Source organism: Pseudomonas entomophila, from assembly GCF_018417595.1.
Classification (GTDB): Bacteria; Pseudomonadota; Gammaproteobacteria; order Pseudomonadales; family Pseudomonadaceae; genus Aquipseudomonas; species Aquipseudomonas entomophila_C.
The window spans coordinates 174,012-189,147 of the sequence record NZ_CP070982.1 but is presented as its reverse complement, the minus strand read 5'-3'; the positions used below and the strand labels follow the sequence as shown (position 1 = coordinate 189,147).

General features: G+C 66.0%; 16 protein-coding genes. 3 read left to right on the top strand and 13 right to left on the bottom strand.

The features are described 5' to 3' along the window. Window positions 1-106 precede the first annotated feature (106 nt). The gene (locus tag JYG34_RS00780; protein ID WP_213659099.1) at window positions 107-694 is read right to left on the bottom strand and encodes a mechanosensitive ion channel family protein; all 588 of its coding nucleotides are present in this window, start codon (window positions 692-694) and stop codon (window positions 107-109) included. After that, the gene (locus tag JYG34_RS00775; protein WP_213659098.1) at window positions 694-2,604 is read right to left on the bottom strand and encodes an ATP-binding cassette domain-containing protein; all 1,911 of its coding nucleotides are present in this window, start codon (window positions 2,602-2,604) and stop codon (window positions 694-696) included. The genes JYG34_RS00780 and JYG34_RS00775 overlap by 1 nt, the downstream gene beginning before the upstream one ends. Window positions 2,605-2,654: 50 nt before the next feature. Here JYG34_RS00775 and JYG34_RS00770 point away from each other — a divergent pair, with 50 nt between their 5' ends. After that, window positions 2,655-3,134, top strand: a complete 480-nt coding sequence (locus JYG34_RS00770) for a TIGR02444 family protein (RefSeq protein WP_213659097.1) — start codon at window positions 2,655-2,657, stop codon at window positions 3,132-3,134. Here the strand turns inward: JYG34_RS00770 and JYG34_RS00765 are convergent. After that, window positions 3,110-4,162 carry an AlgP family protein gene (locus JYG34_RS00765; protein ID WP_213659096.1) on the bottom strand — a complete coding sequence of 351 codons (1,053 nt, stop codon included), beginning with the start codon at window positions 4,160-4,162 and terminating at the stop codon, window positions 3,110-3,112. The genes JYG34_RS00770 and JYG34_RS00765 overlap by 25 nt on opposite strands. Window positions 4,163-4,386: 224 nt before the next feature. Between JYG34_RS00765 and JYG34_RS00760 the strand changes: the two genes are divergently transcribed. Beyond that, window positions 4,387-5,052, top strand: coding sequence for an FKBP-type peptidyl-prolyl cis-trans isomerase (locus JYG34_RS00760; RefSeq protein ID WP_213659095.1), 666 nt, complete (start codon window positions 4,387-4,389; stop codon window positions 5,050-5,052). Window position 5,053: 1 nt separating this feature from the next. On the opposite strand, the gene rsd is transcribed toward JYG34_RS00760, so the two are convergent. The 8 genes from rsd to JYG34_RS00720 form a co-directional block, all read right to left on the bottom strand. After that, entirely contained in the window at window positions 5,054-5,524 is a 471-nt protein-coding gene (gene rsd / locus JYG34_RS00755; RefSeq protein WP_213659094.1) for a sigma D regulator, read from the bottom strand. A gap of 231 nt (window positions 5,525-5,755) precedes the next feature. Beyond that, a complete protein-coding gene (locus JYG34_RS00750) occupies window positions 5,756-6,262 on the bottom strand; it encodes a disulfide bond formation protein B (RefSeq protein ID WP_213659093.1) in 507 nt (168 codons plus the stop codon). 214 nt (window positions 6,263-6,476) lie between these two features. After that, window positions 6,477-7,895 carry an efflux transporter outer membrane subunit gene (locus JYG34_RS00745; RefSeq protein ID WP_213659092.1) on the bottom strand — a complete coding sequence of 473 codons (1,419 nt, stop codon included), beginning with the start codon at window positions 7,893-7,895 and terminating at the stop codon, window positions 6,477-6,479. Next, complete coding sequence (locus JYG34_RS00740) at window positions 7,892-8,767, bottom strand: efflux RND transporter periplasmic adaptor subunit (protein WP_213659091.1); 876 nt, start codon at window positions 8,765-8,767, stop codon at window positions 7,892-7,894. Before JYG34_RS00740 ends, JYG34_RS00745 begins: the two co-directional genes overlap by 4 nt. Next, window positions 8,764-8,976: a DUF1656 domain-containing protein gene (locus JYG34_RS00735; protein WP_011531590.1), complete on the bottom strand. Its 213-nt coding sequence runs from the start codon at window positions 8,974-8,976 to the stop codon at window positions 8,764-8,766. Before JYG34_RS00735 ends, JYG34_RS00740 begins: the two co-directional genes overlap by 4 nt. After that, window positions 8,973-11,060 (bottom strand): FUSC family protein, encoded by a 2,088-nt coding sequence (locus JYG34_RS00730; protein WP_213659090.1) that lies wholly within the window; start codon window positions 11,058-11,060, stop codon window positions 8,973-8,975. The genes JYG34_RS00735 and JYG34_RS00730 overlap by 4 nt, the downstream gene beginning before the upstream one ends. Continuing rightward, window positions 11,057-11,494, bottom strand: coding sequence for a MarR family winged helix-turn-helix transcriptional regulator (locus JYG34_RS00725; RefSeq protein WP_011531588.1), 438 nt, complete (start codon window positions 11,492-11,494; stop codon window positions 11,057-11,059). The genes JYG34_RS00730 and JYG34_RS00725 overlap by 4 nt, the downstream gene beginning before the upstream one ends. A 218-nt stretch (window positions 11,495-11,712) precedes the next feature. Then, window positions 11,713-12,525 carry a tetratricopeptide repeat protein gene (locus tag JYG34_RS00720; RefSeq protein WP_213659089.1) on the bottom strand — a complete coding sequence of 271 codons (813 nt, stop codon included), beginning with the start codon at window positions 12,523-12,525 and terminating at the stop codon, window positions 11,713-11,715. A 207-nt stretch (window positions 12,526-12,732) separates the two neighbouring features. Between JYG34_RS00720 and JYG34_RS00715 the strand changes: the two genes are divergently transcribed. After that, on the top strand, window positions 12,733-13,293 hold the full coding sequence (locus JYG34_RS00715) for a WYL domain-containing protein (RefSeq protein ID WP_213659088.1): 561 nt from the start codon (window positions 12,733-12,735) through the stop codon (window positions 13,291-13,293). Between the two features lie 99 nt (window positions 13,294-13,392). On the opposite strand, the gene JYG34_RS00710 is transcribed toward JYG34_RS00715, so the two are convergent. After that, the gene (locus JYG34_RS00710; RefSeq protein ID WP_213659087.1) at window positions 13,393-14,256 is read right to left on the bottom strand and encodes an ABC transporter permease; all 864 of its coding nucleotides are present in this window, start codon (window positions 14,254-14,256) and stop codon (window positions 13,393-13,395) included. 13 nt (window positions 14,257-14,269) lie between these two features. Continuing rightward, window positions 14,270-15,133: an ABC transporter ATP-binding protein gene (locus tag JYG34_RS00705; RefSeq protein WP_213659086.1), complete on the bottom strand. Its 864-nt coding sequence runs from the start codon at window positions 15,131-15,133 to the stop codon at window positions 14,270-14,272. Window positions 15,134-15,136 lie beyond the last annotated feature (3 nt).

Here is a 15,136-nt window from a genome sequence, read left to right as displayed (position 1 = left end):
GAAAAAATAACCAGTGGTTTTTGCAGTGTCGGTGAGGGCCTCTTCGCGGGTAAACCCGCTCCCACTCCGACCGTGCCAACCTTGTGCGTTCCTTGTAGGAGCGGCGTTAATCGGCCCCGATGGCCGGGTCCTTGCCTGGAGCAGGCACTTCAGCCCCCCGCCAACGCCGAACCGCCTTCTGGAAGAACTGGCTGTTGGGCACCTGTACCAGCGCCCCACCCGCCTCGGGCGTCTCCATCAGCGTTGTGTACAGCAGGTTGATGGCGATCACCCGGCCTTTGACCCCTGGTTTGTCGAGGGTATCGACCAGCTCGACCACATCACCGATGCGAAACGGCCCGACGGTGAAGATCAGCACCGCGCACAGCAGATTGGACAGCACGCTCCAGATGGCGAAGAAGGCCACCGCCGCCACCGCGACGAAACCGGAGAGCGCCGTCCACAATACCGTGGCCGACACCCCCATGCGCTCCAGCACGAACAGCAGCGCGCTGCCCATGATCAGCCAGCGCAGGGCGCCACGCACCGGCACCATCAACTCGTGCGGCAGCGGATAACGCTCGCCCAGGCTCCTCAGCCCACGGGCAACCATGCGCTGCAGGATGAACGCGGCGATCAGGATCAGCAGGATCTGCAGCCCCAACCAGAACGTGTCCATCCATTGCCCTGGCAGCAGCGAACGCAGTTGCTCCATCAGCCCAGCGCCTCGAGCTCGGCCTGCATGCTTTCCAGCGTTTCCAGGGCTTCCATCCAGGCCTCTTCAAGCTCGCCTTCGCGCTGCTTGAACTTGGTCTGGCGGGCCAGCAGGTCGCGCAGTTCATCCTTGCGCGAGGCCTCGTACACGCCACCATCGCCCAGGGCCGCTTCGATCTCGGCCAGTGCCTTGTGGACCTGGTTGAGTTCGGTTTCCAGCTTGTCGGCCGCCTTCTTGTGCGGCGCCAACTGCTGGCGCAAGGCCGCGGCGGCCTGGCGCTGAGCCTTCTTGTCGGTCTTGTCAGGGTTGACTGGCGTGCTGCTGGCCGGCGCGTTGCGCTGACGGTACTCGACCAGCCAGCGGCTGTAATCGTCCAGGTCGCCGTCGAAGGTGTCGACCTTGCCATCGGCCACCAGCAGGAAGTCGTTGGTGGTGCTCTTGAGCAGGTGACGGTCGTGGGATACCACCACCACGGCGCCGGCGAACTCTTGCAGGGCCATGGTCAGCGCCAGGCGCATCTCCAGGTCCAGGTGGTTGGTCGGTTCGTCGAGCAGCAACAGGTTTGGCCGCTCCCAGGCGATCAACGCCAGGGCCAGGCGGGCCTTCTCGCCACCGGAGAAATTGACCACCGGCTCGTCGACGCGGTTGCCGTGGAAGTCGAAACCACCGAGGAAGTCGCGCAGGGTCTGCTCACGCTCGCCGGGGGCGATGCGCTGCAGGTGCAGCAACGGGCTGGCCTTGTCGTCCAGCGAGTCGAGCTGGTGCTGGGCGAAGTAGCCGACGGCAAGGTTCTCACCCCGCACCAGGCGGCCGGACAACGGCTGCAGCTCACCGGCCAGGTTCTTGATCAGGGTCGACTTGCCCGCGCCGTTGGGGCCGAGCAGGCCGATGCGCGCACCCGGCGCCAGCTGCAGCTTGACCTTCTCGAGGATGGCTTTGTCGCCATAGCCCAGACGGCCTTCGGAGAGGTCGAGCAAGGGGCTGGAGATCTTCTCCGACTCGCGGAAGACGAAGTCGAACGGCGAGTCGACGTGGGCCGCCGACAGCTCCTCCATGCGCTCCAGGGCCTTGATCCGGCTCTGCGCCTGGCGGGCCTTGGTGGCCTGGGCCTTGAAGCGGGCGATGTACTTTTCCATGTGCGCGCGCTGCGCCTGCTGCTTCTCGTAGGCCTGCTGCTGTTGCGCCAGGCGTTCGGCGCGGGTGCGCTCGAAGGCGCTGTAGCCGCCCTTGTAGAGATTGAGCTTGCGCTGCTCGACATGCAGCACATGGTCGACCACGGCATCGAGGAAATCGCGGTCGTGGGAGATCAGCAGCAGCGTGCCCGGGTAGCCCTTGAGCCAGTCCTCGAGCCAGAGGATGGCGTCGAGGTCCAGGTGGTTGGTGGGCTCGTCGAGCAGCAGCAGGTCGGACGGGCACATCAGTGCCTGGGCCAGGTTCAGGCGCATCCGCCAGCCACCGGAGAAGTCGCCGACGCGGCGGTCCATCTGCTCGTTGGTGAACCCAAGCCCGGCCAGCAGCTTGCGCGCGCGGGCATCGGCGGTGTAGCCGTCGGCGCTGTCCAGCTCACTGTGCAGGCGTGCCAGGGCGGTGCCGTCATGGGCCTGCTCGGCGGCGGCCAGGTCGGCCTGGACCTTGCGCAGGCGGGCGTCGCCATCAAGCACATAGTCCACGGCGATACGGTCGAGGGTGTCGACCTCCTGGCGCATGTGGGCGATGCGCCAGTCGCCGGGCAGCAGGCAGTCGCCGGCATCGGGCGACAGCTCACCGCGCAGCAGCGCGAACAGGCTGGATTTGCCGGCGCCGTTGGCACCGATCAGGCCGGCCTTGTGACCGGTGTGCAGGGTCATCTCGGCGCCTTCTAGCAGGCGCTGTGGACCACGCTGTAAAGTGAGGTTCGATAGTCTGATCATGATGGTCGCGGAGTCTACCAGCTTCCCCGATCACTGGCGCGAGTGAAACCATGCACACCGACCTGTGGAACCATGCCTTGGCCCTGTACGCACGGCCAGGTGTCGAAGGCGCCTGCCTGGCCCTCCAGGCGCTGGGCGGCGACGTCTGCCTGCTGCTCTGCGGCACCTGGCTGCAGGCACGCCAGGTAGCACCGAATGAATTACGAATACAGGCCCTTCAAGCATTGGCCTGCCCCTGGCAGCGGGACGTGGTCACCCCACTGCGCACGCTGCGCCAGCAGTGGCGCGAGCAGGCGTTGGCCGACCCGAACTTGAGCGGGCTGCGTGAGCAAGTGAAGAACCTGGAGCTTCAGGCTGAACGCACGCTGCTTGAGCGCCTGGAAACATTGGCCCGCGAGTGGCCCGCCGAACAGAACGAGACGGAAGATTGGCTGGCCCGGCTGGCACCGGACCAGGCCCGGGGTCACGACGCGCTGCATACGCTGCGCGCCGTGGCCCGGAGGCGTCAGGAGGCCGAGGAAGGCGACTGAGCCGGGGTGCTGGCCGCTGCGGGGGCTGGCGCTGCCGGGCTGGCCACCGGAGCCGGCGTGGTGCTGGCGGCTGGCGTGGCTGGAGCCTTGACGGTGGCGGGCTTGGCCGGGGCTTTTGCGGCAGCAGGTTTAGCGGCTGGCTTGGCTACGGGTTTCGCAGCGGCGGGCTTGGCCGGGGCTTTTGCGGCGGCAGGTTTGGCGGCAGGCTTGGCTGCAGGTTTCGCAGCGGCGGTCTTGGCCGGGGCCTTCGCAGCGACAGCTTTGGCGGCTGGCTTGGCTGCAGGTTTCGCAGCGGCGGGCTTGGCCGGGGCCTTCGCAGCGACAGCTTTGGCGGCTGGCTTGGCTGCAGGTTTCGCAGCGGCGGTCTTGGCCGGGGCCTTCGCAGCGACAGCTTTGGCGGCGGGCTTGGCTGCAGGTTTCGCAGCGGCGGTCTTGGCCGGAGCCTTAGCAGCGACAGGTTTAGCGGCGGGCTTGGCTGCAGGTTTCGCAGCGGCGGCCTTGGCCGGAGCCTTCGCGGCAGCGGGTTTGGCGGCAGGCTTGGCTGCAGGTTTCGCAGTGGCGGTCTTGGCCGGGGTCTTTGTTGCAGCTGGCTTGGCGGCCGGCTTTGCAGCGGCTTTCGGTGCTTCGGAGCGCAAGTGCAGCGCCTTGGCCGCGGCCTCGCGTACCTTGCCCACGCCCTGGGCCAACTTCAGGCTTTCCTGGGCGTCACGCTTGAGTTGCTGGATATAAGTACGGGTCTGAGCCTGGCGGTCCTTGAGCGCATCGAGCAGGGCTTCAAGTTCACCGGCGGCTTTCTGCGCCTTGCCTTGTGCCTTGGCTTTGCCAGCCTTGGCCGCGTCCTGCAACTTCAGGCGCGCGTTGTGCAGTTTCTCCTGCGCCTTGCCACGTTGTTTTTCCAACTTGGCCAACAGCTTCTCGGCATCCGCCAATGCTTGGGAGCAGGCATCTTCCAAATGTTCGAGCAGGCTGCCCGAAAGTTGCTGGAGCAGGTGCAACGGCGTACTGACTGCTTTCTTTTTGGCCGACATGGATTACCTCCTGGCTGACGAGAGTGCGACTCATACTATGCTTCTGCTGCTACTGCCGCTAGGGCATGTTGACAGTATCAGTAGCGCCGCGTTGCATGCCTGGGCAAAGTTGTTGTCTTGCAGCTGGAAGCAAGTGTAGTTGCCTGTTAATTCCTTGCCGACAATTGCACATCTTTGTTCGACAACGCTGGCATACTTCGCGCTCTTTGCAGCAGGAGTCGACGATGCCTCGTTACCTGATTCTCGGCCTGTGCCTGGTGGCCCCACTGGCGCTGGCCAACCCCGAGTCCCCACCCGGCAACGACAGCGACCTGGCCTACAGCCTCGGCGCCAGCCTGGGTGAGCGCCTGCGCCAGGAAGTGCCTGGCCTGCAACTCGATGCCCTGGTCGAAGGCCTGCGCCAGGCCTATCAGGGCCAGCCGCCACGGATCGCCAAGTCACAGATGGAGGCGATCCTGCAAAAGCATGAAGAGCAGGCCAATGCCGCCGCCGAACAGGCGCGGGTGGACACCCTGCTGAGCGCGGAAAAGCGCTTCATGGCCGCCGAGCGCGCACGCGCCGGCGTCCATGAGTTGCCGGAGGGCATCCTCTACAGCGAACTGGCCAGCGGCAACGGCGCGCAGCCCAAGGCCACCGGCAGCGTGCAGGTGCGTTATGTGGGGAAACTGCCTGACGGCTCGGTGTTCGACCAGAGCCAGCAACCGCAATGGTTCAAGCTGGACTCGGTAATCGAAGGCTGGCAGGTGGCGCTGCCCAGGATGAAGGCGGGGTCGAAATGGCGGCTGGTGATACCGTCGGCGCAAGCTTATGGCGCCGACGGCGCGGGCGACCTGATCGCGCCCTACACCCCGTTGGTGTTCGAGATCGAACTGCTGGCGGTGGCCGACTGAGTCAAGCCTGCACCGCGTCCTCTTCCTTGTGCGCGGTGTGCAGCACTTCGATGAGGCAGTCCTCCAGCTCGAAGCGTTCGCGCAACAGGCCGCCCAGCTTGCCCAGCTTGTCCGCAAAGCGCTCGGGGTCAGTGCACTCGCCCTTCTCGCAATGGTCATTGAAGGCCAGCGCGATCTGGGTGCTGTCATCGATACGGGGGTTGATCTGCGTGGCCAGTTCCAGGGCCTTGGTATCGCCAAAGGCCTTGGCTTCGCTGACCAACTGCTCGCTGACTTCGAAGTGCCATGCCGAGACATAATCGACCAGTAGCGCGCAGAAATCGCGGTTCTTGTCCTTGTCGGCAAAGGCCGGTTTGGCATCGCGCAGTGTGCGGAAGGCTTGCACCAGCTCCTGGCGCTCCTCCAGCCAACGATCGATCAGCTTGTGAACACCGCCCCAGCGTTCCTGGGCGTTCTGGCAACTATCGAGCATGGCGATCTCTTCCCTTCTGGATAGATGCCGCTGCACCTCGCGACACAACACCGTGGCACAAAGGTGACATCAGCAGGACGGCATCGAACAGGTGTGTTTTGGGTATGCGTGCTGCGAGATTATTCCCGCGCGACCTGCCCTTCAAGGTACGCAGTGGACAAAGTTCATACAAGCGTTTAATCCCGTTCCCACCTGCCGCTGGTCGAGCAATGCCCAGGGCATTGCTCTGGATCAAGCCATCGCGCGTTTGCGGAAACGATACGCCACCAGCCAGGACAGGGGCATCGCGGCCAGCAGCAAGAACGCCAGCAAGCTCCATTCGGGCAAGGTCAGGTCGAGGAAACTCCAGCTGATGGAGACACAATCCGGGCTGCCCAGCAGGAACATCTGCAGGATTTCGTCCAGCGGGCGCTGCAGGATCTGCTCGACCGGCAGGTGACACCCGTCGACCACCTGAGGGTCGCCCTGCAACCAGACATGCCGGCCTGCCAGCAGCGCGCCGCCGAACGCGCTCGCCAGCGCCAAACCTGCATAGGCACGTCGCCCTCGAGCAGCGGGTGAATGCACGAGCGCGGCCAGGCATACCAGCGCGTACCCCCCCAGCATCAGGCGCTGGCTGAAACACAGCGCGCAAGGCACAAGGCCGACGACCGACTCCAGGTGGAACGACGCCACCAGCACAGCCATCGAGGCCAGCAGGGCGGGAAGGAAAAAGCTGCGCAGGCAGGCCAGCGACATGGGTGATGAATGTCCGCGATGTGGGGAAAGTGGTTGGAAACGGTAGAGGAAAGGAGCGCTTTGTATCAAGGCGCTACGGCGCGGACAAGTCGCTGATTGGCAAGGAAACGCTTCTAATGCAAGTAGGAACATTCCTATGGAGCAAGAGGATTTTTCGACGCGGCGCTGTAAGGCAGGCTCCAACCCGCGCTGGAGCCTGTGGATAAGTACTTCGCTATTGCCGGGCCGCGCCTTTCCAGCCCCCGCCCAAGGCCAGGAACACGCCTATCTGCCCCATCGCCACCTGGCTGTTCGCCGCCGCCAACTGTGCCCGCACATCGGTGTAGGTGCGGGTTGCCTGCAAGTCGGCGAGGAACGACTCACGCCCTACCTGGTAACGCAGGTGCGTCTGGTCCGCCGATTCCCTGGCCGAGCGCTCGGCGTCGGCCAGGGCATCGCGGCGGTCGAGCAAGGCGCTGTACTGGGCCAGGCGGGTCTGGGTTTCGCGAATGGCATTGAGTACCACGCCGTCGAAGTGCGCCAATGCCGCCTGGGTGGAAGCCTCTGCCTCGCGAATGCGCGCGCGGGTGCCGTTGGTGGGGATGTTCCAGCTGATCTGCGGGCCGAAGCCCCAACGGTTGGTCGAAGGCTCGCCGAGGTTCTTCAGCAGGCCGATGGTACCCACCTGGGCACCGATGCTGATGTCCGGGTACAACGCGCCTGTGGCCACGCCGATGTAGGCGGTCGCCGCCGCCAGCTGGCGCTCGGCCTGACGCACGTCGGGGCGGCGCTTGAGCAGCGCGGCGCCATCACCCACCGGGATCAGTTGCGCCAGCTGCGGCAGCTCGGCGCAATCGGCGGTGCCCGCAGGCAGTTGCTCGACAGGTTTGGCCAGCAATGCAGCCAATGTGTACAGGCCGGCCTCACGCTCGGCCTTGAAACGCGGCAGCTCGGCACGCAGCGACTTGAACTGCGTCTGCGAACGGGTGACCTGGGTCTCGTCGCCGCGGCCGGCATCACGCAGGCGCCGAGTCAGTTGCACGCTCTGCTCCTGCAGGTCCAGCGACTCGCGGGCGATGTGGTATTCCTCGTTGGCCGAGCACACCTGGGTGTAAGCCTTGACCACATCGGCCACCAGGGTGATGCGCGCGGTGTCGGCAGCCGCCTGTACCGCGTCGGCGTTGGCCTTCGCAGCCTCGGTGCCGCGCTTGAAGGTGCCCCACAGGTCGAACTGGTAGCTGGCGCTGATGATCGCCTCGCCGATGTTGGCCACCGGCACCTTCTCCGGCAGCAGGAAGGCTTCGCCGGACTCCTGCAGGCGCTGGGCGCCCGCCTTGATACCGCCGTTGAAGCCGCCCTGGGATTCGGCCACTTCGACCTGGGCACGGGCCTTGGCGATATTGGCGGCGGCCACGCGCAGTTCGGTGTTGGCGCTCAGTGCCTGACGCACCAACGCGTCGAGTCGTGGATCCTGGTAGAGCTGCCACCAGTCCTCGGCCACCGGTGCCGACACCACGCTGTCGGCGTCCTGGCGCAGCGGGCCGTTGAGGTCGGCGCGTTGCACGGCAGCGTCCTTGGGCACCTCGTAGTTCGGGCCGACCATCATGCAGGCGCCCAAGGACAGGCTGAGCCCGGCCAGGATCAGGTGTTTCATGGGCGCTTGTCCTCGATGATCGACACCGTGGCGGTGCGTCCGGCAATCATGCGGAAGTCTTCCGGCACTTCGTCGAAGGCAATGCGCACCGGGATCCGCTGGGCCAGGCGTACCCAGCTGAACGCTGGGTTGACGTTGGGCAGCAGGTTGGCGCCGCTGCTGCGGTCGCGGTCCTCGATGCCGGCGGCCAGGCTCTGCACGCGGCCGCGCAGGCGGGTGTTGTCACCCATCACGCGGATCTCCACGGCGTCGCCGATGTGGATGCCACCCAGCTTGGTTTCTTCGAAGTAGCCATCGACGTGGTAGGAAGCGCTGTCGACCACCGACAGCACCGGGTGCCCGGCGCTGACGAACTCGTGGGCGCGCGGGGCGCGGTCGTTGAGGTAGCCGTCCACAGGGCTGCGCACCACCGAGCGGTCGAGGTTGAGCTGGGCGACATCGACTTGTACCTGGGCTTCGTTGACCGCCGAGCGCGCGCGGGCCTCGCGGGACTGGCTCTCTTCCAGTTGCTCGGCTGCCACCAGGTTGCCCAGCTTGCGGTTGCGCTGGGCCTCGCGCGAAGCCTGGGCCAGGGTTTCCTGGCGCTCGGCGAGGGTCGCCTTGGCCTGGCGCAGGGCCAGGGTGAAGCGGTCCTGGTCGATGGTGAACAGCACGTCGCCGCGCTTGACGGTCTGGTTGTCGCGCACCTCGACCTTCTGGAGCAGCCCGGAGACATCCGGGGCGATCTGGATCACGTCGGCGCGGATATGCCCGTCGCGGGTCCACGGCGCGAACATGTAGTACACGACCATCTGCCACACGAGCACGGCGGCGAAAGTCACTACCAGCAAGGTCAGGACCACGCGGCCCAGGGTCAGCAAAGGTTTTTTCATGGCAGCATCAGGCTTCGGCAAAAGTGGTCCACCGCGCCAAGCAGCACGGCATACAGGGCAACGTTGAACAACGCCCGGTGCCAGACCAGGCGGTAGAAATGCAGGCGCACCAGCACCGCGTGCACACCCAGGTACAACAGGTAGGTGCCAAACATCATCACCAGCAGCGTGGGCAGGAACACCCCACTGATATCCAGTTCACCGATCACAGAGGCGCTCCATCGAGGCCGGGGGGCAGTTGCGTTTGTTCGGCAGGCTCGAGCATCACCTCGACCCCCGGCAGCAGCGCCAGGCGCAGGCCAGCCAGGGCATGCAGCAGGTGAGTGCGGGCATCGCCGCGTTCGTACAGTTCGTCCAGGTTCAGTGCCAGGCGCGCGCGCTCCATGTTGCGCAGCAGCGCCGCCGGGGCGTGCAGCCGCTGGTTGGCGCGCAGGCAGGCGGCGTAGTGGCCGCCGACTTCCTCGACCACGGTACGCAGGCGCTCGCGGGCCTGGTTGCCGGCACGGGGCATGTAGGCCAGCAGGTCGAGCAGGTTCAGGCCCACGCGCAGGTCGCGCAGGGCCACGCCGCTGTCCTGGCCGGTCTGCGACAGGCGCGGCAGGTGCTGCATCAGGCGGTCGAGCATCTGCACACCCACCTGGCGGTGCTCAGCCAATGTTGCCGGCTCGGTCATCTCGACGATGTCGCGCCAGGCGAAGCGGGTCATGCGCTTGGCCGCCAGCTCCACGCCGAACGGGCGCACGACCAGGGTCCAGATGAAGGCGAACAGCAACCCCACGGGGCCGGCCAGGTTGGCGTTGATGAAGGTGAAGAAGTCGGCGTCGTAGGCGCCCTGGATGCTGATGAAGGTCGAGGTGTTGACGATGGTCAGCAAGGTGCCCAGGTAGAAACGCGGTTGCACGGTCAGGGTACCGACGCAGATGAAGGGCACGGCGAAGGCCAGCACCAGCATGGCGAAGTCGTGCAGGTTGGGCAGCACCAGGAACAGGTACAGGCTGGAGAAGATCACCGACATCAACGTCCAGAAGAAGAACCGGTAGATCTGCGGTGCCGGGTCGTCCATCGCAGCGAAGAAGCTGCACGACACGGCGGCGAGGATCACCGCGCTGGCGCCGTCGTTCCAGCCCAGGCCGATCCACAGGCCGCAGGCGACGACGATGGCGGTGACCGTGGAGAACACCGAGTAGAGCATCAGGCCGCGGTCGAAGAACGGTGTCAGGCGGCCCAGGCGCCAGTGGCGGTACACCGCGCGCCAGGGCTTGGCGTCATCCGTGCGCAGGGCGTGCTGCAGGGTGCAGCAGTCCTGCCAGAGGTCGGCCCACTCGGTCAGCCGGTAGAGGGCGTTGGACAGCAGCAACTCGGCGCGCTGGTCGATGGCCGCGGCGCCAGGTTGCAGGCGGTCGATCTGCTCGTGCAGGGCTGTCCAGCGTGCCACCGAGGCGCTGTCGGCGGTGCCCTTGAGCCATTCGCGGGCGCTTTCCAGCACCGGTTGCAACTGGGCGAACTGGACGGGGGCTCGACCTTCGAGGGCGACCAGGGCATCGTCGAGCGCGTCCATTACCGGCAACAGGTGGATCATGCGGCCGCGCAACTCGCGGGCGTTCTTCAGGGTGTGCGGGCCGGCGCCTTCATGGCCGAGCTGGCCGATCATCATCTCCAGCGAGTTGAAGGTGGCGACCATCGCGCCGCGCATGCCGCCGAGCTTGTCGGCGCTGGCCTCGCGGGCGAGGTAGGTGTCGCTGTAGCGGATCGCCTCGTTGAACCAGCTGCCGGTGGCGCCGACCACCACGGGCGCCAGGCGCCGGGGCCAGAAGACCGCGCCGACCACCGCCGCGCAGACGATGCCCAGGCAGATCTCCTGGGCGCGGGACGAGGCCACGTCGAACACCGCCAGCGGGTTGTCGACCACGGCCAGGGCAATCATCGGCAGGGTGTAGCCGGCCAGCATCAGCACGTAGTTGTTGGCCGTGCGCAAGTTCAGCGAGAGGAACAGCAGGGTGCCGGTCCACAGGGCGATGGCGATGCTCAGCAGCAGGGGCGACTGCACCAGCGGCGGCACCAGGAAGATCGCCCCACCGGTGCCCAGCAGCGTGCCGAGGGCGCGGTACAGTGCCTTGGAGGTGGTCGGCCCGAGGAACGGGCTGGAGACGATGTACACCGTAGCCATCGCCCAGTACGGGCGCGGCAACTGCATCAGCAGGGCGATGTACAGGGCGATCGTCGAGGCGGCGAAGGTGCGCACACCATAGAACCAGTCGCGGGCCGGGGGCACCGAGCTGAAGAAACCGTTCATGGCAGCGCGCCCGCCGCTTCGAAGGCCTGGATCACCCGCAGGGTGGCTTCCAGGTCGGCCTGGTCGATGCCGTGCAGCACTTCGCGACGCAGGCGCACCAATTCACCCTCGATGGACTCGGCCAGGGCGCGGCCCTCGGCGGTGAGGCTCAGGGCCTTGGCGCGGCGGTCCAGCGGGTCTTCGCTGCGGCACACCAGGCCCGCCTTGCACAACTGGTCGAGCAGGCGCACCAGCGACGGGCTCTCCAACCCGGCGGCCTGGGCCACCGCCACCTGGTGCACGCCGTCGCCCAGGCGCACGATCATCAGCAACGGCACGGCACAGGCTTCGGAAATGCCATAGCCGGTCAGCGCACCCTGGCACAGGCGACGCCAATGCCGGGCGGCCACGACCATGCCGCTGCTGATCTTCAGGTGCAGTGCGTCAAGGGACATAAAGGGAACCGAGGATATTCATAGTTTGCTAACTATCAATATACGCCCTGCCCTCCCCCTGTCGTCAACCGGGGGCGAGGGCAGGTTTGGCTGAAAGGTTGTTCATGAACCTGTAGGAGCGGCTTCAGCCGCGATGCGGTTAACGCGTTTCCTGACACCCGCTTCGCGGGTGATCGCGGCTGAAGCCGCTCCTACAGAGGACTCTTCAAATCAATGGGTTATGGCTGGATCTGATCTTCCAGCTTCATGGTCAACGCCAGGTTGCTGCCCAGCTTGATCGCCAGGTCCCGCCACCCCAGGTAGCGCGCCGCGTCACGACTGCTGAAGTGCACCGCCAACTCTTCAGCCGCCTGCATCACCCCGGTCGCCGCCGCCAGCTCGAGCCAATACAGCGCGGCCTTGGTATCCGGGTCCACATACAGCCCATGCAACAGGCGATAGCCCACCTCGAAACGGCAGCGCGTCTCGCCCTGCCGGGCCCCGCGCAGGAACCACTGGTAGGCTTCGCAGGGGTCGACCTGCCAGTCCTGGCCGCCGTCACAGACCTCTTCCTCGTACAGGTCCCCCAGCGCCGCGGCGGCCAGGGGCATGCCGCGCTCGAAGGCATGCCGGTAGTACTCGGCGGCGTTGGCATAGGAGATATCCACACCCTTGCCGAAGTAGTGCTGCTGCCCGAGGTTGAACCAGGCCGCGGCATTGCCCTGCAACGCCGCCATGCGCAGCAGGTGCCCCGCCAGCACCGTGTCGCCGCGCCAGTACTTGCCATTGAGCCAGATCCAGCCCAGGTCGTTGAGCACCGCCACGTTGCCCAGCAGTGCCTGACGGCAGAGGTCGGCGTAGATCGCCTGCAAGTCGACCGCTTCATCCAGGCGGTCGACCAGGCCGAAGCGCTCGCCCGCCAGCGCCTGCTGGCTCGGCATGCCGATCCCGGCGAACAGCCGGTGGCGCTGCCCCGGGCGCGCCGGCGCCGGGACGATCCGCTCGGGTAGAAGCCGCGCGAGCAGCGAATGGATATTGCTGGCAGCAGACATGTTCATCCTCATTGAACGACCCACAGCACCGACCACGACTGTGATGAGGCGTGATTCTGCGCGATGCCACGACAAAACCTGTCGCGAACGATTCGATCCCTGGCAACCATTTGCCTGTTCCTTGATCTGAGCAGGCCGTGGCCAATTGCCATGCCCCACCCGTGTCGCCATCCTATGGCGGCATAGCCTAGACAAGGACGTTTCCTTTTGCCGTTCGCCACCACCCGCGCCACCCTCAGCCGCCAATGGGCCTTGCTGCGCCAGCTGCCCAGCCGCTCCCCCGGGATCACCAGTGCCGAGCTGGTGTGGCGCCTGCGTGACGTGGGCTTCAGTGTCAGCAAGCGCACGGTGGAGCGGGACCTGAACGAGCTGTCGCTGATCTTTCCGCTGGAGCGCAATGACAAGAGCATTCCGTTTGGCTGGCATTGGTCGGCCAGCGCCGGAAGCGAGTTGCGGGGGAACTTCGACCTGCAGGGCTATCTGCGGGGCGATTCGCTACAGCCTGTCGTGGGTGAAGGGGTCGAGTTGCAGGCGTGGGTCAGCGACCACCTGGCCCGCCAACTGCGCGAGTCGCCGTTGACCGGGGACATGCAGCTGACCGCACTGGAGCAGGGGCATCGGTTGCGGGCAACGGTGGTCGATGGCTGGCCGCTGCGCTGGTGGCTGCTGAGCCAGGGACAAGGGTTGGTGGTGGAGTTGCCAAGCACATTGCGCGAGGAAATCGCCCGCACACTGGCCGCCGCCGCCGCCCAGTACCAAGGCCTGTAGGAGCGGCTTCAGCCGCGATCACCCGCGAAGCGGGTGCCAGATACCGCGTTGCCTGCATCGCGGCTAAAGCTGCTCCTACAGAGGCCCTGTGCCCTGCGGCTAGCGCTGCATCCCCCAACGCCTCACCGTCAGCCTTTCCAGGGTATTGAACACCAACCCCTCCACCAGCAAGCCGATCAGGATCACCACCGCCAGCCCGGCGAACACCTTGTCGGTGTACAGTTCGTTGCGGTTCTGGAAGATGTACCAACCCAGCCCACCCTTGCCGCTGCTGGCGCCGAACACCAGCTCGGCGGCGATCAGCGTGCGCCAGGCGAACGCCCAGCCGATCTTCAGCCCCGACAGGATCGACGGCAGCGCCGCCGGCACCAGGATGTGCAGTACCAGCCGCAAGCCGCGCAAACCATAGTTGCGCCCCGCCATGCGCAGGGTTTCGGATACCCCGAGAAAACCGGCGTAGGTGTTCAGCGCCAGCGCCCAGAGCACCGAATGCACCAGCACGAAGATCAGGCTGTTGTCGCCCAGGCCGAACCACAGCAACGCCAGTGGTAAAAGAGCGATGGCCGGCAAGGGGTTGAACATCGAGGTAAGGGTACCCAGCAGGTCACGCCCCAACTGCGTCGAGACCGCCAGGCTGGTCAGGCCGAAGGCCAGGACGATACCCAGCACATAGCCCTTGAGCAGTACCACCAGCGAAACACCGACCTTGGCCGGCAGCTCGCCACTGGCCAGGCCATCCCACAGTGCCGTGGCGGTCTGCAGGAAGCTGGGCAGCAGCAGGTCGTTGCCGGTATAGCGGGCCACCGCCTCCCAGATGCCGGCGAGCAGCGCCAGGATCAGCACCTTGCGCAACCAGCCCTGCCGCCACAGCCGTTGCACCACCGGCAGCTCACGCTCCAGCGGCACTCCGGGCAGGGGTTGCAGCTGCACTTCGTATTCCTGGCGTACAGGTGTCGTCGTCATGGCCTGGCTCCTGTCAGTAGGCGATACGGATGTCGTTGAAGCCCAGATCAGCCGCTTGCTCCGGGGCATCGGCCTCGTCGAACAGCAGGCGGTGAATCCGCCTGGCGCTGGCCTGGAAATCGCCGCCACCCAGGCTGCCGAGATCGTATTGATGGCTATGCACCTCGGCCCGCACCCGCCCAGGGTGTGGCGACAGCAGCAGGATGCGGTTGCCGACCACCAGCGCCTCCTCGATGGAGTGGGTGACGAACAGCAGGGTGAAACGCACCTCTTCCCACAACAACAGCAACTCTTCCTGCATCTTGCGCCGGGTAAGCGCGTCGAGCGCGGCGAATGGCTCGTCCATCAGCAGGATCTTCGGTTGCGTGGCCAGTGCCCGAGCGATGGCCACGCGGGCCTTCATGCCGCCGGATAATGTATGGGGATAGGCGTCGGCAAAGGCCGCCAAACCAACCTTGTCGAGATAGTGCAGCGCCCGCTCCTCGGCTTCGGCACGCTTGAGCTGCCCGGATACCAGCAACGGGAACATCACGTTCTGCTTTACCGTCTTCCACGGTGGCAGCTGGTCGAACTCCTGGAACACCACGATGCGGTCCGGCCCGGGACCGCGTACCGGCTGGCCCTGAAGCAGGATCTGTCCTTCACGCGGCGCGATGAAGCCGGCCACAGCCTTGAGCAAGGTGGACTTGCCGCAACCGGACGGGCCAAGCAGCACGAAACGGTCGGCGCGATCGACTTCGAAGCTGACCTGGTGGGTGGCCCGCACCACGCGCTGGGCGGTGCGGTACTCGAGGCTCACGTTGTCCACCGCCAGCAGCGGTGGGGTGGCGACAGGGCTCAGGTTGCTGGCCGTGTGGCCTGGCAATGGGGCGGTCATGGG